The 21,715-nt window shown below is 64.5% G+C and carries 22 protein-coding genes; 13 read left to right on the plus strand and 9 right to left on the minus strand.

The window, feature by feature from the left end; genetic code table 11:
* Positions 1-7 precede the first annotated feature (7 nt).
* On the minus strand, positions 8-1,339 hold the full coding sequence (locus tag QW845_RS30130; RefSeq protein WP_315805140.1) for a hypothetical protein: 1,332 nt from the start codon (positions 1,337-1,339) through the stop codon (positions 8-10).
* 734 nt (positions 1,340-2,073) lie between these two features.
* Between QW845_RS30130 and QW845_RS30135 the strand changes: the two genes are divergently transcribed.
* From QW845_RS30135 to QW845_RS30190, 12 genes are all read left to right on the plus strand, one after another.
* On the plus strand, positions 2,074-2,283 hold the full coding sequence (locus QW845_RS30135; protein ID WP_315805141.1) for a hypothetical protein: 210 nt from the start codon (positions 2,074-2,076) through the stop codon (positions 2,281-2,283).
* On the plus strand, positions 2,280-2,987 hold the full coding sequence (locus QW845_RS30140) for an RNA polymerase sigma factor (protein ID WP_315805142.1): 708 nt from the start codon (positions 2,280-2,282) through the stop codon (positions 2,985-2,987). The genes QW845_RS30135 and QW845_RS30140 overlap by 4 nt, the downstream gene beginning before the upstream one ends.
* A gap of 138 nt (positions 2,988-3,125) precedes the next feature.
* On the plus strand, positions 3,126-3,950 hold the full coding sequence (locus QW845_RS30145; RefSeq protein ID WP_315805143.1) for a flagellin: 825 nt from the start codon (positions 3,126-3,128) through the stop codon (positions 3,948-3,950).
* Between the two features lie 61 nt (positions 3,951-4,011).
* Positions 4,012-5,724 (plus strand): flagellar filament capping protein FliD, encoded by a 1,713-nt coding sequence (fliD, locus tag QW845_RS30150; RefSeq protein ID WP_315805144.1) that lies wholly within the window; start codon positions 4,012-4,014, stop codon positions 5,722-5,724.
* Positions 5,724-6,149, plus strand: coding sequence for a flagellar export chaperone FliS (locus QW845_RS30155; protein ID WP_315805145.1), 426 nt, complete (start codon positions 5,724-5,726; stop codon positions 6,147-6,149). Before fliD ends, QW845_RS30155 begins: the two co-directional genes overlap by 1 nt.
* Before the next feature lie 232 nt (positions 6,150-6,381).
* A complete protein-coding gene (locus QW845_RS30160; RefSeq protein WP_315805146.1) occupies positions 6,382-6,654 on the plus strand; it encodes a hypothetical protein in 273 nt (90 codons plus the stop codon).
* A 365-nt stretch (positions 6,655-7,019) separates the two neighbouring features.
* Complete coding sequence (locus QW845_RS30165) at positions 7,020-7,685, plus strand: flagellar hook assembly protein FlgD (protein ID WP_315805147.1); 666 nt, start codon at positions 7,020-7,022, stop codon at positions 7,683-7,685.
* A gap of 22 nt (positions 7,686-7,707) precedes the next feature.
* Positions 7,708-8,946 carry a flagellar hook protein FlgE gene (gene flgE, locus QW845_RS30170; protein ID WP_315805148.1) on the plus strand — a complete coding sequence of 413 codons (1,239 nt, stop codon included), beginning with the start codon at positions 7,708-7,710 and terminating at the stop codon, positions 8,944-8,946.
* 2 nt (positions 8,947-8,948) lie between these two features.
* Positions 8,949-9,218 carry a hypothetical protein gene (locus QW845_RS30175; RefSeq protein ID WP_315805149.1) on the plus strand — a complete coding sequence of 90 codons (270 nt, stop codon included), beginning with the start codon at positions 8,949-8,951 and terminating at the stop codon, positions 9,216-9,218.
* Positions 9,219-9,233: 15 nt separating this feature from the next.
* Positions 9,234-9,686 (plus strand): flagellar protein FlgN, encoded by a 453-nt coding sequence (locus tag QW845_RS30180; RefSeq protein WP_315805150.1) that lies wholly within the window; start codon positions 9,234-9,236, stop codon positions 9,684-9,686.
* A gap of 27 nt (positions 9,687-9,713) precedes the next feature.
* The gene (gene flgK, locus QW845_RS30185) at positions 9,714-11,471 is read left to right on the plus strand and encodes a flagellar hook-associated protein FlgK (protein WP_315805151.1); all 1,758 of its coding nucleotides are present in this window, start codon (positions 9,714-9,716) and stop codon (positions 11,469-11,471) included.
* Positions 11,472-11,486: 15 nt separating this feature from the next.
* Positions 11,487-12,395: a flagellin gene (locus QW845_RS30190; protein ID WP_315805152.1), complete on the plus strand. Its 909-nt coding sequence runs from the start codon at positions 11,487-11,489 to the stop codon at positions 12,393-12,395.
* A 315-nt stretch (positions 12,396-12,710) separates the two neighbouring features.
* Here QW845_RS30190 and QW845_RS30195 read toward each other — a convergent pair whose 3' ends face one another.
* From QW845_RS30195 to QW845_RS30230, 8 genes are all read right to left on the minus strand, one after another.
* On the minus strand, positions 12,711-13,250 hold the full coding sequence (locus QW845_RS30195; RefSeq protein WP_315805153.1) for a hypothetical protein: 540 nt from the start codon (positions 13,248-13,250) through the stop codon (positions 12,711-12,713).
* A gap of 140 nt (positions 13,251-13,390) precedes the next feature.
* Positions 13,391-13,789 (minus strand): BA14K family protein, encoded by a 399-nt coding sequence (locus QW845_RS30200; RefSeq protein ID WP_315805154.1) that lies wholly within the window; start codon positions 13,787-13,789, stop codon positions 13,391-13,393.
* Positions 13,790-13,912: 123 nt separating this feature from the next.
* Entirely contained in the window at positions 13,913-14,695 is a 783-nt protein-coding gene (locus tag QW845_RS30205; RefSeq protein ID WP_315805155.1) for an alpha/beta hydrolase, read from the minus strand.
* A gap of 3 nt (positions 14,696-14,698) precedes the next feature.
* Positions 14,699-15,994, minus strand: coding sequence for an O-acetylhomoserine aminocarboxypropyltransferase (locus tag QW845_RS30210; protein WP_315805156.1), 1,296 nt, complete (start codon positions 15,992-15,994; stop codon positions 14,699-14,701).
* 92 nt (positions 15,995-16,086) lie between these two features.
* Entirely contained in the window at positions 16,087-16,707 is a 621-nt protein-coding gene (locus QW845_RS30215) for a nitroreductase family protein (protein ID WP_315805157.1), read from the minus strand.
* Between the two features lie 81 nt (positions 16,708-16,788).
* On the minus strand, positions 16,789-17,718 hold the full coding sequence (locus QW845_RS30220; protein WP_315805171.1) for an aliphatic sulfonate ABC transporter substrate-binding protein: 930 nt from the start codon (positions 17,716-17,718) through the stop codon (positions 16,789-16,791).
* A 1,918-nt stretch (positions 17,719-19,636) separates the two neighbouring features.
* Entirely contained in the window at positions 19,637-19,924 is a 288-nt protein-coding gene (locus QW845_RS30225) for a hypothetical protein (protein ID WP_315805158.1), read from the minus strand.
* Between the two features lie 362 nt (positions 19,925-20,286).
* Complete coding sequence (locus tag QW845_RS30230; RefSeq protein WP_315805159.1) at positions 20,287-20,937, minus strand: TetR family transcriptional regulator; 651 nt, start codon at positions 20,935-20,937, stop codon at positions 20,287-20,289.
* A 93-nt stretch (positions 20,938-21,030) separates the two neighbouring features.
* Here QW845_RS30230 and QW845_RS30235 point away from each other — a divergent pair, with 93 nt between their 5' ends.
* Positions 21,031-21,693, plus strand: a complete 663-nt coding sequence (locus tag QW845_RS30235; RefSeq protein ID WP_315805160.1) for an O-methyltransferase — start codon at positions 21,031-21,033, stop codon at positions 21,691-21,693.
* The last annotated feature ends 22 nt before the right edge of the window (positions 21,694-21,715 follow it).

The raw sequence follows: 21,715 nt of genomic DNA on the forward strand, positions 1-21,715 counted from the left end.
GCTGGCGTCAGTGGCGATGGGCGTTGAAGCTGGCGGGCCGGCGCATGGCTTCCGAGGCGGCGGTGGCGGCGAACAGATCGGCCGGCAGCTCCTGACCGGGGACGATCTCGAGTACCATGTTGTCGGCCAGCAAAGCGGCCCGCCGCGCCATGCGAACCTCCGGCGCCCACGAGCACAGCGAAAGCTCGAGGCGGCCAAAGCCGCCGCAATCGGCGACGAAGGCGCTCGTCAGCCGCTCGATGCTGTCGGCCGTTGCGCGCGCGCTGCTACCTTCGACATCGCGCAGGATGACCGTGACGCCCCGGCCAGATTTTACTTTCGAGCGCACCACGAGCAGCGACTCCAGCGCGCCGACGCGCCCCGCCCGCCGCGGCGAGCGTGCCACCTCGGCGAAGTCCGGGTCGGGGCCGAGATCAGCGTTTGTCGGCTTCAGATTGTGGACGATCGTCGCGTTGCCGACTCCGGCTTCCCCTGCAACGGCATGGTAGCTGCGGGGAAGCCAGACCGTATCGAGTGCGATCTGGGACGTTACTGCACTCCAGGCCTGGTCGATCAGATAGCCGTCCCAGACATCGGGATATGTCGAGGCAATCTCGCGCCAGGTCGTCAGCATGGTCTCGGCCGCCTTGGAGCGGCCGAAATAGAGAGTGCGCGGCGACATCTCCCAGCCGTTCCACTTATGGACGGCGAAGTCGCAGCCGGCCAGATGAGGAAGGCCCGGGGCGGCTTGAAACATCACGTCCGCCTCGACGTACAACAGCGGCTCGCGGTGCCGCTGCCACATCCGCGCGACGAAGTCGGCCTTGTCGGCAGCGCTCAGGCGTTCGCCGGGGCGGCAATCGATCGCCTCGATGTCGAATGGGAGCCCGAGCCGCTGCAGCGAGCGTCTGAGATGATAGACGTGCAAGTCGCCGACCGTCGTCGGATGGCAGGACACGACACCCATCGTAGTTGCGGGTGCCGTCTCCGGAGCAGGCCAGTCGCGGCCGCCCCACCACAATTCATGCGGACCGTCGGCCGAGGTGCCGACGGTGCCGAACGCCGTCAACTTGGATTTCAGGAAATCGAACGCGGGGTTTTCGCCGAAAGGGATCGCCACGGCATCGTGCGAGGTCAGCGTGCCGTACAGCAGCTCCGCACCCGCGCCGGTTGGCGGATCGAGCAGGACGATCGTGCGGCCGCGGCCAGGCGATGGACGTTCGTCGCAGTGAACCAGCGGCCCGAATGTCCGCGACAGCCACTGCAGACGAAGACCTTGCTGCTGACCGAGCCTGACGCCTCGAGCGCGCAAGGCTTGCGTCGGGTCGTCGTCGATGGCTTTCGGGTCTTGTCGCATCATGCCGGGTCCTCCTGCACAATCAAACGGACCACGTCGGCCAATCAGGCGCGTCGATCACGCATGCGCCGGCGTCGGTCACTTGCGATGATGCGAGCAGGACGAAGCTCTCGACACGGAAAACGCGAACTTCGTTTCGCAATGTTGCCGGCGCGCCGCGCGAAGCCCGCACAGATGAATCAACATCGTGGATGCGTAAGAAGACGTACGGGCATTCGCTTTCGATCTGATAGCGCTTGGTCGACGCCGAAGTACGAAATCGGGCATTAAAAAGCAGTCGCGGGCGCGGATCGCGCGCTTCGCGCTGAGATATCGAACGCGACGATACTCACGAAAGTCGACGTCGATCGAAACATTGAGCAACATTCGGTGACGCTACAGACATCGATTGACACCTACGCGTGCGTCGTCGGCGCGCGACGCATCACGTCGATCGCTTCATTTGTCGTTCCATCAGCAACTACAACGTACGAGCACGACAGATCAGGCGCGCCTTGTCGCAAAAATCGTCACGAGATTCAAAAATCGCGTCTGCGGAAACTGACAGAGTCGAAAAATGCGATAATTTCGTCGAGGTGATTCGGAAAAAATTGCCGGGCGAGATGATCGTTTCGCAAGAACTCCGGATCTTGATCGACCGCAGATTTGGTGTGCGCGGCCCGCATCCAGGGATGCTGTTAGTAAGCGTTGCAGCCCGCGTTTTCTGCTGAACTCGTCTTCCGGAATGAACCCGCGCCATGCCGAACATCGGCCTCTCCTTCTCAATGATCGTCGAGCGCTCGATCCGCGTGCGGCAGAATTTGCCTGTCCCTAGGCAAAACATTCCATCTAACTACCTGAAAAATCACGAAAAATCTTCGCCTGCTTCTCTCGATCACAGCGTTCAACGATCGGAAGCCGTCTGCGAATACCGCATTCGGCATTGCGGGTTGGAGATGCGGAAATGAGCTACGCGCTGGACGTCTGGGCCCCGGCCGATGGCGTATCTTCGAAGGAGCCGGGGTCCCCGGACGTCGCGGTGGTGCTGCCGTCGAGCGAGTCGGTCAGCACCGTTCCAGACTCTGCGCCGCCGGGCGAGACCATGGTCTTCGACGAGGACAAGGATCTGCTCGACCGGCTGGCCACCGGAGAGGAGCTCGCATTTCGCCTTCTCGTCGAGCGCCACATCGACCGCGCCTATGCGATTGCGTTGCGCATCGTCGGCAATGCCGCCGACGCCGAGGACGTCGTTCAGGATACGATGCTGAAGGTCTGGACTCATCGCGGGCGGTGGCAGCACGGCCGTGCCAAATTCTCGACCTGGCTCTATCGCGTCGTCAGCAACCGCTGCATCGACATCCGCCGCAAGCCGCGGACCGAGAATGTCGATGTGGTGCCCGAGGTTGCGGACGGCAAGCCGGATGCCGTGAGCGTCATCGAGCGTGCGGAGCTCAGCGACCTCCTGGAAGGAGCGATGCAGCGGCTTCCGGAGCAGCAACGGATCGCCGTGATCCTGTCGTATCACGAGAACATGAGCAACGGCGAAATCGCCGAGGTGATGGACACGACAGTGGCCGCCGTGGAGTCGCTGTTGAAGCGGGGTCGCCAGCATCTGCGCGACATGCTGCGGCGTCACGAGCGCGACATTCGCGGCGCCTTCACCGATTGCTAACCATAAAATTCCCGGCGCGGGAGAATTCCCGCCTGATTCCCGCAGGCGCTTCCGTTTGATCGGTCAGACGGGGCCGATCCGCACCGTCAGTCCTTCCACGATGCGGCGTGCTTTGCCGATCACTCAGGAGTCCTCACCGTGCCCGCAATTTCCACCAACATCGCCGCCAACTCCGCCGTCCGCTACTTGAACATCAACTCCAACCAGGAGACGAGCTCGCTCTCCAAGCTGTCGAGCGGTTCGCGCATCACGTCGGCCTCGGACGACGCGGCCGGTCTCGCCATTTCCACGCGCATCTCCTCGGACATCACCACGCTGCAGCAGGCCGCGACCAACGCCGCCCAGGCGACGTCGATCCTGCAGACCGCGGATGGCGGCGCGTCGAACATCAGCGACATCCTGGCGCGCATGAAGTCGCTGGCCTCCGAGTCCGCATCGGGCACCACGGTCGGAACCAGCCGCACCTACATCCAGTCGGAATTCTCGCAGCTCATCAGCGAAATCTCGTCGATCGCGACCGGAACGCGCTACAGCGGTCAGAGCCTGCTCGACGGCACCAGCACGTTCTCGTCGGGCGTCTCGGTTCTGGTCGGATCGTCCGCGTCCGACACCATCAACATCACGCTGTCGGATCTCACCGCGAGCACGCTCGGCGTCTCGTCGCTCGACGTCAGCACCCAGACCGGCGCGACCGCAGCCTTGACCACTCTCGACACCGCGATCGACACCGTGTCGAAGGCGCGTGCCGACATCGGCGCGCAGGAGTCGCGCTTCAACTTCTCGGCCGATTCGATCTCGACGCAGACGCAGAACCTGCAATCGGCCAATTCCGCCATCAAGGACGTCGACATCGCCTCGGAGCAGGCGAAGCTGTCGTCGGCGCAGGTGAAGACCCAGGCCGCGGTATCGGCGGAAGCCGCCGCCAACCAGATCCCGCAGTACCTCCTGAAGCTGCTGGGCTGAGCCGTGATCTGCCGGGCCGGCGCCTCGCCGGTCCGGCTTTTTCCTCGGAGGACGACGACGGATGACGGTGAGCAGCGCAACCTCGAGCACGACCAGCACGACATCGTCTTCTTCATCATCGACGAGTTCGAGCAGCTCGCTCACGACGTCGGGAACGAGCACCACGAGCACGATCGACTGGACCGCGCTGATCGAGTCCGCCGTCAATGCCAAGCTCACCCAGGCGACCCAGATCTCGACCAAGATCACCGCCAATGAAGCCAAGATCACGGCGTACCAGACGCTGCAGACCGCACTGAAGACACTGTCATCGGGATTGTCGTCGCTGGCGACATCGATGGTGAACTCGCTTGCGACCAACGCCTTCGCCACGCGGGCCGCCACCATCAGCGCGACCGGCGACGTCAGCGCCTCATCGGCGCTGTCGATGTCGGTGAGCAATGGAGCCGCGACCGGCAGCCACACGCTGACGATCGGCCAGGTCGCCACGGCGCACAAGGTGACGGGCACGACGCAGTCGAGCCAGACCGCGGCCCTCGGCTATTCCGGCACGTTCTCGCTCGGCCTGTCCGGAGGCAGCACGGCCGACATCACCATCACCAGCGGCATGTCGCTGCAGGATGTCGTCGACGCGATCAACGCGCAGACCTCCACGACCGATGTCGAGGCGTCGATCGTCCAGGTATCGAGCGGGTCCTATCAACTGGTGCTGACGGGGACCCAGGATGCCGCCGACATCACCTATGCAAGCTCGTCCGGGGACGACATCCTCAACAAGCTCGGGGTGACCGACAGCTCGGGAGCCTTCGCGACGGTGCTGCAGACGGCCCAGGCCGCGGAGTTCACGCTCGATGGGATCAGCCTGACCCGCAACACAAACGACATCACCGACGTGCTCAGCGGCGTCACGTTCGATCTGCTGCAGGCGACACCCTCCGGAACGACGCTGACCGTCACCATCGGCGCCGATACGAGCCAGATCTCGTCGGCGCTGCAGACCTTCGTCACCGACTACAATGCGTTCCGCGATGCCGTGATTGCGCAGCAGACCACCAACTCCGACGGAACCGCCTCATCCAGCTCGGTGCTGTTCGGCGACGGCACCATGCGCGACATCATGAACTCGCTTCAGGCCGTGCTCGGAACGTCCGTCGGCGGGCTGACGATGGCGGACCTTGGTCTCTCGTTCAACGAAAAGAACGAACTCGAACTCGATACGGGCACGCTGTCGACGATCCTGAGCACCAATTTGAGCGGTGTGACGACGTTGTTGTCGGCGCAGACCAAGACCTCGTCGAGCCAGCTCAGCGTCGTCAATACCGGGTCGTCGCCGCAGTCGTTCACCCTGGATCTGACGGTGGATGCCTCGGGGAATCTCTCGGCCGCATCCGTCGGTGGCGACAGTTCGCTGTTCACGGTCAGCGGCAACACGATCGTGGGCAATTCCGGGACGATCTATGCCGGCATGGCTTTCACCTATACCGGCTCGACCTCGCAATCGATCACGGTGACCTCGACCCAGGGGCTTGCAACCCAGATCTACCAGATCGCCAAGACCGCATCGTCCAGCACCGGCTCGTTGCAGACTTTGATCGACAATCTGACGTCCCAGGACGAGACGATGCAGGCCAAGGTCAACGACATCAAGAGCTCGGCTGCGACGTTCCAGACCCAGCTCACGGCGCAATACGCCAAGTACCAGGCCGCGATCGAGAGCGCCAACAATACGCTGACCTATCTGAAAGCCCTCCTCAATTCGAGTTCGAGTAACTGATGACCCAGAGTTCGATGGCGCAATTTGCAAGTCAGGCCTACCGCGGCACGGCCGTCGCGGTTCCGCCGCTGCGGGCCGTGATCATGCTGCTCAACGGCGCGGTCACCTGCCTGCAGAAATCCGTGCAAGCGCAGGAGGTGCGTCGCTTCGAGGAGGGGCATGCCCACCTGACCCGGGCAACGGCGATCCTGCGCGGGTTGAGCTTGCACCTCGATTCCACGCGCGGCGGACTGGTCGCCGACCAGTTGTTCGGAACCTACAACGCCCTGATCGTGGCCGCGCTGCGGGCCTATGGTCGACCTCACATGCGCGAGAATTTCCAGCGGATCACCGAAAGCCTGCTGGAACTGCGGCAGGCGTGGGAGGCTGTCGATGTGGCGGCCCGGGGAAAGCGAGCGGCTGCTGATTCGGCCAACCGTCGGTAGATCTCGCCGAATCGGGCACTCGCCGCGCTGCGGAAATCTTGAGAAATCGATCAGAAATGGGCTGCATTGTCTCCTGTTTCGGTATCCAGTGCGGCCTCGCGTGCATACGACTCCCGAAAAGTACGGAGTTTCCAGGGCTTGGTTGCGGTCGATCGTCACAATTGCCGATATCAATTTCGTTCGCGGGCTGAATGCTTTATGACCAAGCTGGAAGCGCTGGATTGGGCGGACGATGGACGTCAGGGAATTCGAGGATCTGATCGGCAGGCTGGGTGAGGACCTCTCGCGCTGGCCGGCGGAGCAGCGTCAATCCGCTGCTGATCTGCTTGCGTCCTCTCCCGAAGCCGATCGATTGCTATCCGAGGCACGTCTCGTTCGTGAGGCGCTGTCGTCGCCGCCGGTTCGTGCACCCGCCGGCCTGACGTCGCGCATCCTTGCTGCGGCCCATCGCCTGGCCCAAGAGGAAGCGGCAACCCCGCCGGCTGACGCCCATCAGCCTGGCTGAGCCTTAGCCAGGACCGCGCTTGCGCGGCTGCGCTTCGGCCGGTCGGACCTCGCCGCTGGAACCGCAACACCATCGCAACTGTCATCTCGCTCAGTTTCTTGAGCTCGCTTGCGCGCGAATCGAGGGCGCCCGAGTGCGACGACGGCGAGCCGTGGCGCCGATGCAGATCGGGGCCTCGCACCAGGCGATTTTTGCCGCCTCTGCGCAACAGCGCGGCGGCAAATTCTGCCGTCGGATCAACTAATTCGATCGACTAATTGTGCGCCTGGAATCGGCGCTCTGGCCGTTTGATCAGCAAACGCCTTCACGACCGCGTGGTCGTGCTGTGTCCCGCCGCCGCTCGCGGCGCGAGCCGGAGTTCTGCCATGACCGTCACCGCCGCGAGTTCGTCGACCGCGACCACCTCATCGACATCATCGTCCAGCGACACATCGCGTACGACGCTCAGCTCGACCGACTTTCTTCAGCTGCTGGTGAGCGAACTGCAGAACCAGGATCCGCTCAACGCGACCAGCGTGACCGACTTCATCAACCAGATGACGTCCTACGCCAATTTCACCTCGCAGCAGTCGCTCAACAGCAGCATGACCTCGCTGGCCGGCTCGTTCTCGAGCCTGGTGACGCTGAATTCGGTGAACTACATCGGCCACACCGTCGAGGCCAAGAGTGACACTGCCGTCCTCTCGAACGGCTCGGCGACGTTCGGCTATTCGCTGTCGTCAGCAGCGTCAAACGTTTCGATCTCGATCAAGGATTCCTCCGGAAGCACGGTCTGGACAGGCACCGGGACCGGCAACAAGGGCGCCAATTCGATCACCTGGGACGGCACCGATTCCAGCGGCAATCAGCTCAGCAATGGCGGCCAGTACACGATCTCCGTGACGGCGACGGACTCCGCGGGCACCTCGGTCCTCAACTACACGACGGTCACCGGGACCGTAACCGGCATCGACACCTCGACCAGCACGCCGTCGCTCACCGTCGGCGGCGTTCCTGTCAGCGCCAGCAACATCATCGGCGTCACCTCCTGACCGCATTACCCGGAGTACAATCATGAGTCTTTCTGGAGCCCTGTCATCGGCGATCTCGGCGCTCAACGCGCAGAGCTCGTCGCTCGCCATGATCAGCGACAACATCTCCAACGCCGATACGACCGGATACAAGACCACGTCCGGCCTGTTCGAGCAGCTGGTGACGGCATCGAGCAGCTCGAAAGCCTATTCCTCGGGGGGCGTCTCGGTCTCCGGCCGTGCCAACATCACGCAGCAGGGGCTGCTGGCCGCCACCACCAACGCGACCGACGTCGCCATCCAGGGCTCGGGCTTCTTCGTCGCGACCAACTCGACTTCGGCCGGAGGCGAGACCTTCTACACGCGCAACGGCGCGTTCACGACCGACAATGCCGGCTATCTCGAGAACGACGGCTACTATCTCGAAGGCTGGCGCACAGATGCGAGCGGCAACGTGGTCGGCAACGGCCTCGAGCCGGTCAATACCAAGGTGGCGCTGACGAATGGTGGGGCGACGACCAAGACGTCGCTTGCGGCCAACCTGCCGGCCGATGCTGCGAGCGGAGACACCTTCAGCAGCTCGATGACGGTGTACGATTCGCTTGGCCAGTCGCATACGCTCAATGTGACCTGGACCAAGTCGGCGACGGCGAACGAATGGACTGCCGATGTCGCGCCTGCCACGGCGTCGGACGGCACCGTGACGAGCGGCACCTATACGATCGATTTCAACTCTGACGGCTCGCTGAGCACGGTCTCCTCGACCAATCTCGGCATCACCTGGAACAACGGCGCCGCGGCGAGCTCGATCACGCTCAGCTTCGGCACCACCGGCGGCGGCACCGACGGTCTGACCCAATTGTCGTCCGGCAGCACGACGCCGAGCGTCTCCAATTTCAGCGCCAATTCCGACGGCATCTCGTTCGGAACGCTGAGCAGCATTTCGGTCGGCAAGAACGGTCTTGTCGAGGCGACCTATTCCAACGGCCAGACGGTTCCGATCTACAAGATCGCGGTGGCGACCTTCGCCGATCCCAATGGCCTCGTGGCGCATAGCAGCGGCATGTACACGTCGACGGCGACATCGGGCAACGCGACCCTGCAGGCATCCGGCGAGAATGGTGCAGGGACCATTTACGGTAGCGAGCTGGAGTCGAGCACGACCGATACCACGGGCCAGTTCAGCAGCATGATCTCGGCTCAGCAGGCCTATTCGGCGGCGTCGCAGGTGATCTCGGCCGTCAACAAGATGTACGACACCCTGATCTCGTCGATGAGGTGATCATGGCCGACCTCAAGAGGGAGCGGCTCGGCGAGGGCGAGGTTCTGCTGAAGAAGCTGCGGCGGCTGAGACTGCGCGCCGCGACCGCCGGCAAGGACGACCGCGTGCAACTGTTGGCCTTGATCGACGATATCGAAACGGTCCGACGAAAGCTGCTTCGCGAATGTGCGCTGCTCGACGAGGAACTCAAGGTCGCCACCGTGAGGGTGACGGCGCTGAATACCTATGCCCGCGTCGCGCAAATCAGTCGCCGACCGCAACGTGAACAGTAAGAGGGGAGCGACAGGATGAAACACGCAATTCAGGCCGATCGACGGCCCGCAAGCGAGGACGAGGTGCGGACCTTGATCGCGCTGATCGACGAACTCATCGCGGTGGTGTCGGAGGAGAATGTGGAGCTCGCCAAGGGATTGCCGGCCTCGCGCTCGAAGCAGCTCGACGACAAGAACCGGTTGGCCGGGTTGTTCGAGCAGCGGGTGGCCGAATGCGCCAGGCAGACGGCAAGCCTCGACGTCCGCGACCGCGTCCTGCGCGAGCAGCTCATGGAGCACATCCTCAACCTGCGTGGCGCGATGGATGAGAACCTCGTGCGGCTGCGGGCCGCGATCGAAGCCAGCAATCGTCGCATCGAGGCGGTCATGCAGGCGATCCGCGAGCAGATCGCAAATGCCTCCCCCTATGGAGCCGGTGGACGTCGTACCGCGCGTGCGACATCGTGCGGAACCAATGTGAGGGCGTGATGGCCAGCCAGCAGCGGGAGTAAGGCAATGTCGCTCGACATAGCACGGTTGGTCGCCTTCAGCGGCATCTCGGCCACGGAGCTGCAGATCAGCGTGGCGTCGTCGAACATCTCGAACGCCGACACGAAGGGGTATACGCAGAAGACGGCCAACCAGGTCACGAACGTGACCGGGGGAGTTGGAACCGGCGTTTCCATTACCGGCATTTCAAGCAATGTCGACAAGCTGCTGCTGAAATCCCTGATCGGAGCCAACTCCGAGCTCGGCGCGGCCGACACCACGAACAATTACCTGACGCAACTCCAGCAGTTGTTCGGCAGCGCGTCCACGTCCGGCACCTCGACGACGGGAACGTCGCTGGCAAACTCGCTGGCCTCGCTGGAGTCCGCCTTGTCGTCGCTGGCGAGTTCGCCCAGCAGCGTGTCGCTGCAATCGGCCGTGGTCAGCGCGCTGGACGATTTCGCCAGCCAGCTGCGCAGCACGTCGAGCGGCGTGCAGACGCTGCGCGCCAATGCCGACAAGGACATCGCGTCGTCGGTCCAGAGCGTCAACGACGACCTGCAGCAGGTCGCCGATCTCAACGTCGAGATACGGAAGATGGCGGCGTCCGGCCAATCGACCGCGGATCTCGAGGACGAGCGCAACGCGGCGCTGCAGGACCTGTCGTCCTACATGAACGTCAGCTACTACACGGCGTCGAACGGCGATCTTCAGGTCTATACCTCGTCGGGGCGGGCTCTGGTCGACAGCTCGGCGCACACACTGAGCTATACGGCCTCGGCGAATGTCTCGGCGGCGTCGAGCTATGCGTCCGGCGACTTCAGCGGCATCACGGTCGACGGCGTCGACGTCACGTCCCAGATCACGTCGGGCAAGATCGGCTCGCTGGTCACGTTGCGGGACGAAACCCTGCCGGCCGCGCAGACCCAGCTCGATCAACTGGCCTCGCAGCTGAAATCGGCGCTGAATTCGATCACTGATAGCGCGTCGGCCGTTCCACCTCCGACTACCCTGACCGGATCGGCGAGCGTCAGCAGCACGACGGCCCTGGCGGCATCCGGAACGGTCCGCATCGCCGTGGCTGACCAGAGCGGCAATCTCGTTTCGTATCAGGATATCGACCTGTCGTCCTATGCGACGGTGGGCGATCTGGTCACAGCGCTCAACGGCATCTCCGGCGTCTCCGCCTCGATCGATTCCAGCGGGCACCTGTCGATCAGCGCCACGTCGTCGTCGAACGGCATCGCGATCAACGACATGACCAGCGCGATCGGCGGCAGCGGCTTCGCCGGCTATTTCGGCATGAATGACCTCGTCACCGGCACGAGCGCGGCCAATTTTGCCGTCAACAGTAGCATCCTGAGCGGCGCTGCCGGTCTTCCGACCGGCACGCTCGACGGCTCCGCGACCCTGACGACCGGCAGCCAGGTGCTGACGGCCGGCTCGGCGACGGTCATCAACGCGCTCATCGACAAGCTGACTGGCTCGACCAGCTTCGCCTCGGCCGGCGGCCTGAGCGCAACGAGCGGTTCGTTTGCCGACTATGCCGCGGCGATCGTCGCCAATGTGGCCAGCAAGGCGTCGCAGGCCGCGACGGCCTACACCGCGAAATCGACGGCCCAGTCGAGCTATGCGAGCTCGCTGTCCTCGCAGTCGGGCGTCAACCTCGACGAGGAGACGGCGCGGCTGAGCTCGCTGCAGAACAAATACGCTGCCGCCTCGCAGCTGATCTCCGTGATCAACAGCATGTTCTCGTCGTTGCTCACTGCCGTGCAGTCGACCTAGTCCGGAGCGCCTATCATGACGATGCGGATTGCGACATTCTCGAACTCCGACCAGATGATCGCGAGCGCGCTGCGGACGCAGGCGACCATGGCCAACCTCCAGGTGCAGGAGGCCTCGGGGCTGAAGACCGAGTATCTCGCCGGTTATGGCGCCGACACCCAGCACGTCGTCAATCTGCAGGTGTCGGTCACGCGGGCGCAGTCCTATATCGATGCCGCGACCCTGGCCGACAGCAAGGTGCAGGTGATGTATTCCGCCGTGGGACAGGTGTCGGACATCGTCAGTCAGCTGCGCACGGCGCTGAGTGCTGCGAGCTCCGGCAGCAGCACGGGAACCACGTCCGCGATCAGCAGCGCGCAGCAGTTGCTGCAGCAGATGGCGGGCATCCTGAACACCCAGTATGACGGGCAGTATCTGTTCGGCGGCGGACGAACCGCGACGGCGGCGGTCGACACGTCGAGCTTCGCCTCCGGCACGGGATCGCTGACAACGACGGATAGCAGCTACTATCGGGGCGACGGCGAGCTGGCCTCGGTCCGGGTTTCCGATGGGCAGTCGGTCACCTATGGCGTCACCGCCGACAACCCGGCGTTCGAGGAGGTCATGCGGGTCCTGAAGTTCGTCGCCAACAGCTCGACCCTCTCCGGAACCGACGTCACCTCCGCATTGACGCTTGCCGATCAGGCGGTGGACGACGTCGCGACGGTGCAGGCCAAGCTCTCCGATGCGGCGTCCCGGATCGAGAGCGCGAAGTCGCAGCAGACCGATTACAAGAGCTATGCCGAGAGCCTGGCGACCGACCTGACCAGCGTCGACGTCGCTGCGGTCACCGCCCAGCTCTCGACATATCAGGCCCAGCTCACGGCGAGCTATACCGCCATCTCCAAGATCCAGAGCCTGAACCTCGCCAGTTACCTGCGCTGAGACAGCGGCACCGATTGCGGTCGGCGGGATGGGAATGGGCGGATCAAGGAAAACGCGAAAGCTCAGCAGCTCCATCTGCGGGAAGAGGATGATCAGGACGCCGAGCTGCCGAGGAATTTCGCGCCGGAGTCGTCTGCGCCTTCGTCGCCACGGTCATGGGTCTCGAGCAGATCTGGTGGGTGATGGCGCTCGGCGCAATGAGGCGTTGGCAGCATTTGCCGTGGCGCGATCATGACGAGTCCGTCATCCGCGCGGCGGAGGTTGCGCATTGACGTGCCGGTGCGTCGGGCGAGCCCATGCACCGGCGAACTCACGTCACCAGCGATAATGGGTGCGGATCACGCCATGGCCGTGGCGGTGTCCGAAATGACGGCCGCCGTGCCAGCCATGATGATGGCCCCAACCCGGACCGCGGTAATAGCCGTAGCTGTGCCGCCACGGCCGCGGGCCATAGGAATAGCCGTAGCTGCGATAGACCGGGCGCGGCGCGTAGCTGTAGCCATAGCCGCCGTAATAGGGGCGGTAGGCCGGGTAGTAGCCGCCATAGCCGTAGGGATAGGCGGCGTAGCGATACCCGCCGTAATAGGGATAGGGCGCGTAGCCGCCATAATAGGAGGGCGCGGCGATCGCTGATCCGATCACGGCCCCCGCCAGCAGCCCCGCGCCGATCGCGGCACCGCCGCCCCAGCCGCCATGCCAGCCGCCGTAGCGGACCTGGACGGCATGCGCGCTTTCGGCGCCCGGTTTGGCGGCTGCTGACAGCGACGTCAGCGGCGCAGCCGAGACCGAGTGCAGCGTGGACAGAGAAAGTGCGCCGGCGATGGCGAGCGTCGCGGCGGCTTTGAAGGTGACCATCCTGGTGTCTCCCGTTGATTCTGGGTCATGCTCAACCGGAAGAGACGATCTTCGTTGCAGTCGTCGCGACGGACGTTTTGTCGCGCGCCATTGGTCCAGGTGGCGGTCGATGCCGGAGACCGGCATCGACCCTGGTGTCGTTACGGGCAGGAATGGCGCAGGCCGTCATTGCCGAGATAGGTGCCGGAGCCCGGGTCGTAGGACCGGAAGCGCTGGGCGCAATAGGCCTGGGCATTGGCGGCCTCGGCGCGGCTGCTGGCGATCGCGCCACCGATGATCGCGCCGGCCGCCAGACCGCCCAGGGCCGCGGCACCCGCACCGTAGCCGTGCCCGCCATAGCGATGGCCGTAATAGCCGTGGTGATGACCGTAGCCGCCGCGCCAGTGGCGATACTGCACCTGCTGCAGCTCGGTCGCGTCCTGCGTGGCGGCGGCCGGCGCCGGATGGTTCGGCAGCAACGGCGCGGCGGCGAGCGGCGATGCGGTCGCGAGCGTCATCGTTCCGATGGTGGCGACCGTGAAAAGTTTGCGCAGATCCATCTGCGTGCTCCTTTCTGTTCGTTATGCGGAGGGCAACGGCTCGCCGCCGTCCTCCGTTCCGCGCCGCGACGGAGCATGTCGGCGGCACGAGGTCGCATCCCAGAGGGGAACCGTGACCGCAAGCTACTCGATCAGCGCATCGAGCAGCGCATCCGGACATTCTGTCATCATCGTATGCCCCGCACCGGGCAGCACGATGGTGCGCGATTGCGCGATCGCAGCCGCCAGCGCCTTGCCGGCTTTCAGCGGCGTCATCATGTCCTTCTCGCCGAGGATCAGCCGCGCCGGCACCTTGATCTTGGCCGCCGCCGCCAGCGCATCCTGATAGGCGTTGCAGGCGGAGAGATCGTTGAACAGCACGCCTGGCGCGCAGCGCTCCAGGGTCGCCTGCGCGCCGCCATGCATCCACAGCCCCGGCGCGCGGCTGCCGCCGAGCTCGGCGGCAAAACCGAGGCCCCAGATCGAGACCATGTCGATGGCGGCGTGATCATTGGCTTCGGCGGCGTTCAGGAGGTCAGGCCCGACTGTCATCGTGGCCGCGGTGCCGATCAGGCTCAGCGCCGACACGCGATCGGGATGGCGGGCCGCGGCATCGAGCGCGATCAGCGAGCCCATCGAGTGGCCGATCAGGTGCGCAGGCTTGGCGTGCACCGCCTGCAAGAGCGCGACGATCCAGTCGGCCATCGCAGCAATGGTCGGCAGCGCCGGGCCGGCCGAGCGGCCGTGGCCCGGCAGGTCGGGCGCCAGCACGGCAAAGCCGTGATGGGCGAACCAGCGGCTGTGCAGCGCCCAGACCGAATGATCGAAGCCGGCGCCATGGATGAAGACGACGGCGGGCAAGGACGAATCGAACTCGCGGCCGCCCGTGGCGGCGAAGACCTCATGATCTCCGATCGACAGCTGCATGGCTCACACCTTCTGCGAGGCGCGCAGCGCCTGTCCGAGATCGTCGATGATGTCGCCGGCCGCCTCGATGCCGACGGAGAGCCGGATCAGCTCCTCGCCGATCCCTGCCGCGGCGAGCTGGGCTGCGTCCATCTGCTGATGCGTGGTCGAGGCGGGATGGATCACCAGCGTCTTGGCGTCGCCGACATTGGCGAGATGGCTGATCAGCTTCAGGCTCTCGATGAACTTGCGTCCTGCGGGACGTCCGCCCTTGATGCCGAACGAGATGATCGAGCCGGCGCCGCGCGGCAACAGCGCCTTGGCGAGCGCATGGTCCGGATGCGTCTCCAGCGAGGGATGCAGCACCCAGTCGACGGCCTTGTTGGCCGTCAGCGCCGCCAGCACCGCGGCGGTGTTGGCAACATGCCGCTCCATGCGCAGATGCAAGGTCTCGACGCCCTGAAGCAGGTGGAACGCGTTGGTCGGCGACAGGCAGGCGCCGAAATCGCGCAGGCCCTCGGTGCGCGCGCGCATGATGAAGGCGGCTGCGCCGAACTGCTCGTCGAAGACGATGCCGTGATAGCCGGCATAGGGCTCGGTGAGCTGCGGGAACTTGGCCGAGGCGCGCCAGTCGAACCGGCCGCCATCGATGATCGCGCCGCCGATCGCGATGCCATGGCCGCCGAGCCATTTGGTGGCGGAGTGCATCACGATGTCGGCGCCTTGGGTGATCGGCTGGCTGAGAAAGGGCGTCGCGAAGGTGTTGTCGATCAGGAGCGGCACGCCGGACGCGTGCGCGATCGCCGAGACCTTGGGAATGTCCAGTACCTCGAGGCCGGGGTTGCCCAATGTCTCGCCGATCAGCAGCCGCGTGTTCGGCTTGATCGCGGCGCGGAAACCGTCGTGATCCCTGGGCTTGACGAAGCTCGTGGTGATGCCGAAGCGCGGCAGCGTGTGGGCGAGCAGATTGATGGTGCCGCCATAGAGCGAGGAGGAGGCGACGATGTGATCGCCCGCATTCAAGAGCGTGGCAATGGCGAGATGCAGCGCCGCCTGGCCGCTCGCGGTGCAGACGGCGCCGACGCCGCCCTCGAGCGCGGCAAGCCGCTCCTCGAGCACGGCCGTGGTCGGGTTGGAGATGCGGGTATAGATGTGGCCGGCGCGCTCGAGATTGAACAGCGCCGCGGCGTGCTCGGTGTCGTCGAACACGTAGGACGTGGTCTGGTAGATCGGCACTGCGCGGGCGCCGGTTGCGGGATCCGGGTGCTGGCCCGCGTGCAGGCTCAGGGTCTCGAAGGCGGGCGGTTTCGGCGGCGGCATGCGGATCAACTCTCCTCAAGCAGAACGCGTCTTCTGCCACAGATTTCGCCGTCCGTCAGGGGCGGCGCGGCACGCCGCCCCTGACGCATCGATCAGCCGGCGAAGCGCTGCGGGAAAAGGCCAGCCGAGGCGATCTCGGCGATGGAGAGACGTGCGCTCGGCTTCTCGCGCTCCTTGAGCATGGCCGGCAGCTTGTCGCCATCGCCCTTGCGGCCGACCGCGATCGCGATCTCCACGGCGAAACCGTCGGGGACGCCGAGCGCCGTCTGCGCGGCGGCGACGTCGAACCCGCTCATGCCGTGGGTGACCCAGCCGGACACCGCCGCCTGGTTGGCGAAATTGGCCCAGGCCGCGCCGGCATCGAAGGAATGCGTCCGCGTCGGTGCCGGCTCGGTCTTGCCCGCCGGGATGAAGGTCTTCTTCGACAGCACGTAGACGATCGCCGCGGCATGCTGCGCCCAGCCGCGATTGAACTCGACCAGCGGCGCCAGGAAGGTGTCGAACTCGGCCGAGCCGCGCAGCGCGTAGAGGAAGCGCCAGGGCTGCGAGTTGTAGGAGGAGGGGGCCCAGCGCGCCGCCTCGATGAAGGTCAGGAGCTCCGTTTCGGGCAGCGCCTCGTCGCTGAAGCCGCGCGGCGACCAGCGATCGACGAAGATGCGATGCGCCGGATGCTCGGTGATGCGATCGGTCGGCGGGGGAAGATGGGCAGTCACGGTGGTCTCCTTCGTTCAGGCCCGTCGTCGGGCCTCGTGCCGCGCCTCGCTGCGGAGCACAATCCTCGGCCCCTGTGTGGCTCACGGCGCCTTGGGAGTCCAGATCGCCAACGCAGATGTGTCCACCTTGACCGGCAGCACGCGCTCGGCAAGGAAAGCGTCCGCGATCTTCTGCTGCTCCGAGAGGCCGGCCGCGGTGACCGCGCCGACCTGGTAGGAGCGGTGGCTGTTGGCCTCCTCGACGGTGGCGGCATCGATGCCCCAGAGCGCCGCGAGCTGGCCGGCCGCGGCGGCCGGATTGGCCTTCACCCATTTGCCGGTCTCGACCAGCTTGCCATAGATGACGTCGAGCGCGTCGCCATGCTTGGCAGCGTAGTCGGCAGCGGCGAGATAATAGCGCTTGTAGCTGGCAAGCCCGTCGCTACCGTCGGCGAGCACGCGCGCCCCGGACTGGCGGATGGTGCTGGTCAGGAACGGATCCCACGCCACCCAGGCGTCCACATTGTTGCTGACGAAAGCGGTGCGGCCGTCGGCGGGTGGCAGATAGGCCGGGGTGATGTCCTTGAAGGTCAGACCAGCCTTGGCGAGCGCCGACAGCAGCAAATAGTGGCTCCCCGCGCCCTTGGTCACCGCGATCTTCTTGCCTTTCAGATCGGCCAGCGTCCTGGTCGGCGATGCCGTCGCCACGAGGATCGCCTGCGCCGACGGCGAGGCGGCTTCCTCCGCGACATAGGCGAGCTTCGCGCCCGCGGCCTGCGCAAACACCGGGACGGTGTCGGCAACATCGGCGCCGAAATCGATGCTGCCGATGTTGATCGCTTCCAGCAGCGGCAGGCCGCTGGAGAATTCGTGCCAGGACACCTTGATGCCGAGCGGCGCCAGCACCTTCTCCAGCTCGCCATTGCTCTTGAGGAGAGCAATCAGGGTCGAGGACTTCTGATAGCCGATGCGCAGCGTCTCGGCGGCGTCGGCTTGCGGCGTGGCGAACGCGCCGAGCACGGCGAGCGCCATCACCAGGACGCCGCGGCGGGCGAGATGCGAGGATCGCGCGCGGCGCAGTCCGCTGAAGGACGGGGTCATTCGGAAATCTCCCAAACAGGCGATGGCGTGCACTTGTCCCGGATCATTCGCAGGATCGGGAGTGTTGCGCAATTTTGCAGATCGGTTCGGATGGAGAGGAAAGTTCTTCATGTGGCCGCGTCGCGAGAAGTTTGTTTTCTTGGCGCGTGAGAGACCCGGTGGACAGCCGCTCGCATCCTCGCGGCGCGCATGGCGTCCGAGATGTGTCTGCCGTTCGTCCCTCTTTCGATGAGAGGGCACAGGGAAGGCCGGGCGTCGACTGACACCCATGGCCCGCGTGCAAAAAGGAAGCACGCGGCGGTTACCACAGGATCAGCCGGACATCCGGCCTTCCCTGCGCAATGGGCTTACGGCTTATACGCGATCTCCCCGGTGCGCCGGGCTTTCTGGCCACCGTCATCCGCTAGACACGCAAGCATCTTCGCGAACTTGATACTAGCGTCGGAGTATCAGGACCACGCGATTTCGCCGTCCGGCTCCCCTCGTTCGTCCGCGCGCTTGACGCACGCTGCGACGAGAACCGGCCATCGCATCCCGCACCAACGTTTCGTGACGTTCGCGAAGCGCCCCTCTCGATCGGGCGGGATGGCGCTATTCAATCATGAATTCTGAAAAAAAGAAACAAGAATATTTTTCGTCGCGGGACTGGACAGGGCAAATCAGCCTGAGAATGCGGGCGAATTCCACTTCGTCGCGCACGCGCGAGGAGAAGCCATCGGCTCGTCACGCAAGCCCTGGGGCTTCGGCATATCACAATCAGCTTGTGCCCCTCTGCCGCGACGTCATGGCAGGGCCTCGGCCCGGCCATGACGTCTTAGCGACTCTCCGCAGAGGTCTGGGCGGGCATGTCCGATCGAACTGCCTTGCATCTGCCGGCCGAAATGAAGCGCGGGGGCTCATGAGCGGATTTGGCCGAAGCCCGCATACTTGCGCGGTGCAGCAAGCCAGCAGCCATGGGGGGCAGGAGCCGCGGAGCGGGCACGTTCGGGAGGACAGCCCGTGACTAAGGCAGACCTCTGCGATCGAGTCGGCGGCGTCCGCATTCAGCGCGTCGCGGACATCCCAGGCGTAGACCGGAAGGTCGGAGATGGGCCAATGGATTAAACCGCTCGCGCGGTAGGGCACGCCGGCCGCCCGAATGTGCCGCGCCGTCAATCATGCGGCCGGCGTCCGAAACCCTTCACAGAAGCGGAAGTGCCGGCCATTGTAGTGCTTGTTAATTACGGTGCGCGCCGACGGCACCAATGATGCCAATAAACAGGCCGAAAAAAATGGAAACCACCACCATCAGAGCATTCACTAAGGCTGCTCCAAGTTCTGGCCCTGAAACACGAAGTAGCAGGACGACAAGAAGCCCCACACCTCCCACGCAGAGTACTGGCAAAACCGCGCGCCGCCGCGCGGCGAGCCGCTTGGATGGGCTCGCCAGCTCATAGTCCCGGAACAGGTTCCAGGCCCAACGAGATGATATCTGGGCACTAACGATTATAATGATTAGACAGACAATGAGTAAGTACATTGAACGTTGTCCTTGGCGCCAGCCGTTGCCAAGCGAAGGTCGGGGGACGGCCAGTAGCGTATATTGATTGCGTCGACCTTAAGGATACATTGAACATCAGCCGTATCAGAGCCATTCAAAGCCAGAATCTCACGCTGAGAAAAGCTGACTGATCACGCCCGGCGGTGAACTGGGAACAGTCCCATCATAGGTCCGCTCTGGGTCAAAGCGACCTCCGGCCCTCCGGCGGCTTACTTCCGGTTGAAACCAGAATGCGGACTTCACGACCACCGACCGTGAGATCCGCGACGGACTAACAGCAGACATCCAGTGCGCTGGTTTCACGTTGACTTAGTCGCCACAAACGCCACGGCAAACTTGCACCACAGCGGGACGTCGCTGGCGAACTTCGAAGAAGTCATCGAAATAGACGAGGCCCAGATCGATGAGCCTCCGCGTCAGAGTTGCGAGTGCCTCTGGACCGAAGCTTGGACCAAAAGAGAGTAGCTCCTCATCAGCACCGCGCGGCTTATCCGTCTCAAGGGCATTAAGTACGGCCTGATACGATACGCCCCTTTCGGTCAAGGCGCGCCGACGGATGACGATCCCGTATTCAGCAGTGACGGCAACGAAATTCATTCTCACTCCGTTGGTCGTGAGATATCTCCGAGCCTCACATTTACCGAACCATGCGACGTCTTCAATGGGTCAATTCGCGACTTGATTGGACGCCTCATCGTGTCCGGAATTCGCCCTTAACCGACAATCACGGACTCTGATGAGAGGTCCGTCGTTGGCTGCGGACCCCCGACCTGCGGCGCTGCATCAAGTCGGCGGCGATCTGGGATACGACGGCATCAAGTCAACGGAGCGTCGCGGCGCCCCGTGGCCGTGCAGAGGTTCCCAGTTTGCGTGGGAGAGGCGTGGATGCGCGGGACAAGCCCGCCCATGGCGGGAACACCCCGAGAGGCCGCTTGACCGGAGACACGCCGGCTCTAGGACTACCCGGCCTTACGCCTGTGAGGCTTGTTCGCGGTGGAGAGGTACGCACAGAACATGTCGGCCATCGCATCGGCATAGGCCGATATCTCGGCCCGGCTGCGCGGTGTCTCCGAGAAGCGCTTGCCGACCTGGCCGAGCGTCGTCTTGATCAGATCGGCGGCCCGCGCGCGCTCGGCCTCTCCGGCACCAGGCAGCACCTCGCGCATGAAGGCGAGCATGGCGCGGCGGCCACTGGCCCTGGCCTGGCGTGCCTCGGGCGCGTCGCGATAGAGCGGGGCGGCGTCGTAGAGTGCGCCGCGCACGGCGGCCTCGTCGCACTCCGATTGCAGGAACGCGTGAACGAGGGCGCGCAATCGCGTCAGAGGCGGACGGCGGGTGTCCTCCAGAATGCCGTGCAGCAGTTTCGTCGTCTGCTGCCACTCGTCGCTCTGCAGCCTGAACAGGATCGCCGCCTTGTTCGGGAAGTACTGATAGAGCGAGCCGACGCTGACGCCAGCCTTCTCGGCGACACGGGCCGTGGTGAAACGTTGCGCGCCTTCCTTGGTCAAAACCTGAACAGCCGCCTGCAGAATGGCCGCGACGAGGTCGGCCGAGCGTGCCTGTTGCGGCAGTTTTCGCGGGGAAATCGGGGCTTTTCGAGCCGGGGCCATGGAGCGTTCCGAAATGCGATTAGCGAATGCGAATGATTATTCGTATTCTGACTTCGACGCAAACGACACGCATCGAGAATACGGAGAATATCGATGATCACCCTGACCACCCAGCCGGTGGCGCCGCTGCTGGATCGCCTGCTTGCCGAGGCCACGTTGCTGCGGCCGGAGACGAGCCCGATCTTCGCCGGCATGGCCGAACGGGGCGCGCAGCTGATGCGCAGCAGGTCCGGCCATGTCGAGCTCTACACGCAGCTCAAGGACTTTCCGTTGCCCGTGTCGCGCGACACCGGCATGCTGCTCTACATGCTGGCGCGCGGCGTCGGTGCGCGATCGATCGTCGAATTCGGCACCTCGTTCGGCATCTCGACGCTGTTCCTCGCCGCGGCGCTGCGTGACAATGGCGGCGGCCGGCTGATCACCACGGAGTTCGAGCCGTCCAAGGTCGCCCGTGCCCGTGCCAACCTCGCGGAGGGCGGGCTGGCCGATCTGGTCGAGATCCGCCAGGGCGACGCTCTGCAGACGCTAAGCGGTGATCTCCCGGACGCGATCGACCTGGTTCTGCTCGACGGCGCCAAGCCGCTGTATGGCGATATCCTGGCGCTGCTCGAGAGCCGGCTCAGCGCCGGCGCGTTCATCGTCGCTGACAATGCCGACCACAGCCCCGACTACCTCGCCTACGTCCGTTCGCCTGATAACGGCTATCTGTCGGTGCCGTTCGGCGACGAAGTCGAATTGTCGATGCGGATCGGGTGAGCCGGCGGCGGCGAACGGCGAT

The sequence above is a fragment of the Bradyrhizobium sp. SZCCHNS3002 genome, from assembly GCF_032377435.1.
Taxonomy (GTDB): Bacteria; Pseudomonadota; Alphaproteobacteria; order Rhizobiales; family Xanthobacteraceae; genus Bradyrhizobium.

Coding starts and splice junctions, on each gene's coding strand:
- QW845_RS30220 (WP_315805171.1), bottom strand. CDS start 17,718: ATGGCGCTCGCCGTGCTCGGCGCGTTCGCCACGCCGCAAGCCGACGCC.
- QW845_RS30155 (WP_315805145.1), top strand. CDS start 5,724: ATGACCCAGAGTTCGATGGCGCAATTTGCAAGTCAGGCCTACCGCGGC.
- flgE (WP_315805148.1), top strand. CDS start 7,708: ATGAGTCTTTCTGGAGCCCTGTCATCGGCGATCTCGGCGCTCAACGCG.
- flgK (WP_315805151.1), top strand. CDS start 9,714: ATGTCGCTCGACATAGCACGGTTGGTCGCCTTCAGCGGCATCTCGGCC.
- QW845_RS30200 (WP_315805154.1), bottom strand. CDS start 13,789: ATGGATCTGCGCAAACTTTTCACGGTCGCCACCATCGGAACGATGACG.
- QW845_RS30140 (WP_315805142.1), top strand. CDS start 2,280: ATGAGCTACGCGCTGGACGTCTGGGCCCCGGCCGATGGCGTATCTTCG.
- QW845_RS30160 (WP_315805146.1), top strand. CDS start 6,382: ATGGACGTCAGGGAATTCGAGGATCTGATCGGCAGGCTGGGTGAGGAC.
- QW845_RS30230 (WP_315805159.1), bottom strand. CDS start 20,937: ATGGCCCCGGCTCGAAAAGCCCCGATTTCCCCGCGAAAACTGCCGCAA.
- QW845_RS30190 (WP_315805152.1), top strand. CDS start 11,487: ATGACGATGCGGATTGCGACATTCTCGAACTCCGACCAGATGATCGCG.
- fliD (WP_315805144.1), top strand. CDS start 4,012: ATGACGGTGAGCAGCGCAACCTCGAGCACGACCAGCACGACATCGTCT.
- QW845_RS30180 (WP_315805150.1), top strand. CDS start 9,234: ATGAAACACGCAATTCAGGCCGATCGACGGCCCGCAAGCGAGGACGAG.
- QW845_RS30130 (WP_315805140.1), bottom strand. CDS start 1,339: ATGATGCGACAAGACCCGAAAGCCATCGACGACGACCCGACGCAAGCC.
- QW845_RS30235 (WP_315805160.1), top strand. CDS start 21,031: ATGATCACCCTGACCACCCAGCCGGTGGCGCCGCTGCTGGATCGCCTG.
- QW845_RS30210 (WP_315805156.1), bottom strand. CDS start 15,994: ATGCCGCCGCCGAAACCGCCCGCCTTCGAGACCCTGAGCCTGCACGCG.
- QW845_RS30175 (WP_315805149.1), top strand. CDS start 8,949: ATGGCCGACCTCAAGAGGGAGCGGCTCGGCGAGGGCGAGGTTCTGCTG.
- QW845_RS30195 (WP_315805153.1), bottom strand. CDS start 13,250: ATGGTCACCTTCAAAGCCGCCGCGACGCTCGCCATCGCCGGCGCACTT.
- QW845_RS30165 (WP_315805147.1), top strand. CDS start 7,020: ATGACCGTCACCGCCGCGAGTTCGTCGACCGCGACCACCTCATCGACA.
- QW845_RS30135 (WP_315805141.1), top strand. CDS start 2,074: ATGCCGAACATCGGCCTCTCCTTCTCAATGATCGTCGAGCGCTCGATC.
- QW845_RS30225 (WP_315805158.1), bottom strand. CDS start 19,924: ATGAATTTCGTTGCCGTCACTGCTGAATACGGGATCGTCATCCGTCGG.
- QW845_RS30205 (WP_315805155.1), bottom strand. CDS start 14,695: ATGCAGCTGTCGATCGGAGATCATGAGGTCTTCGCCGCCACGGGCGGC.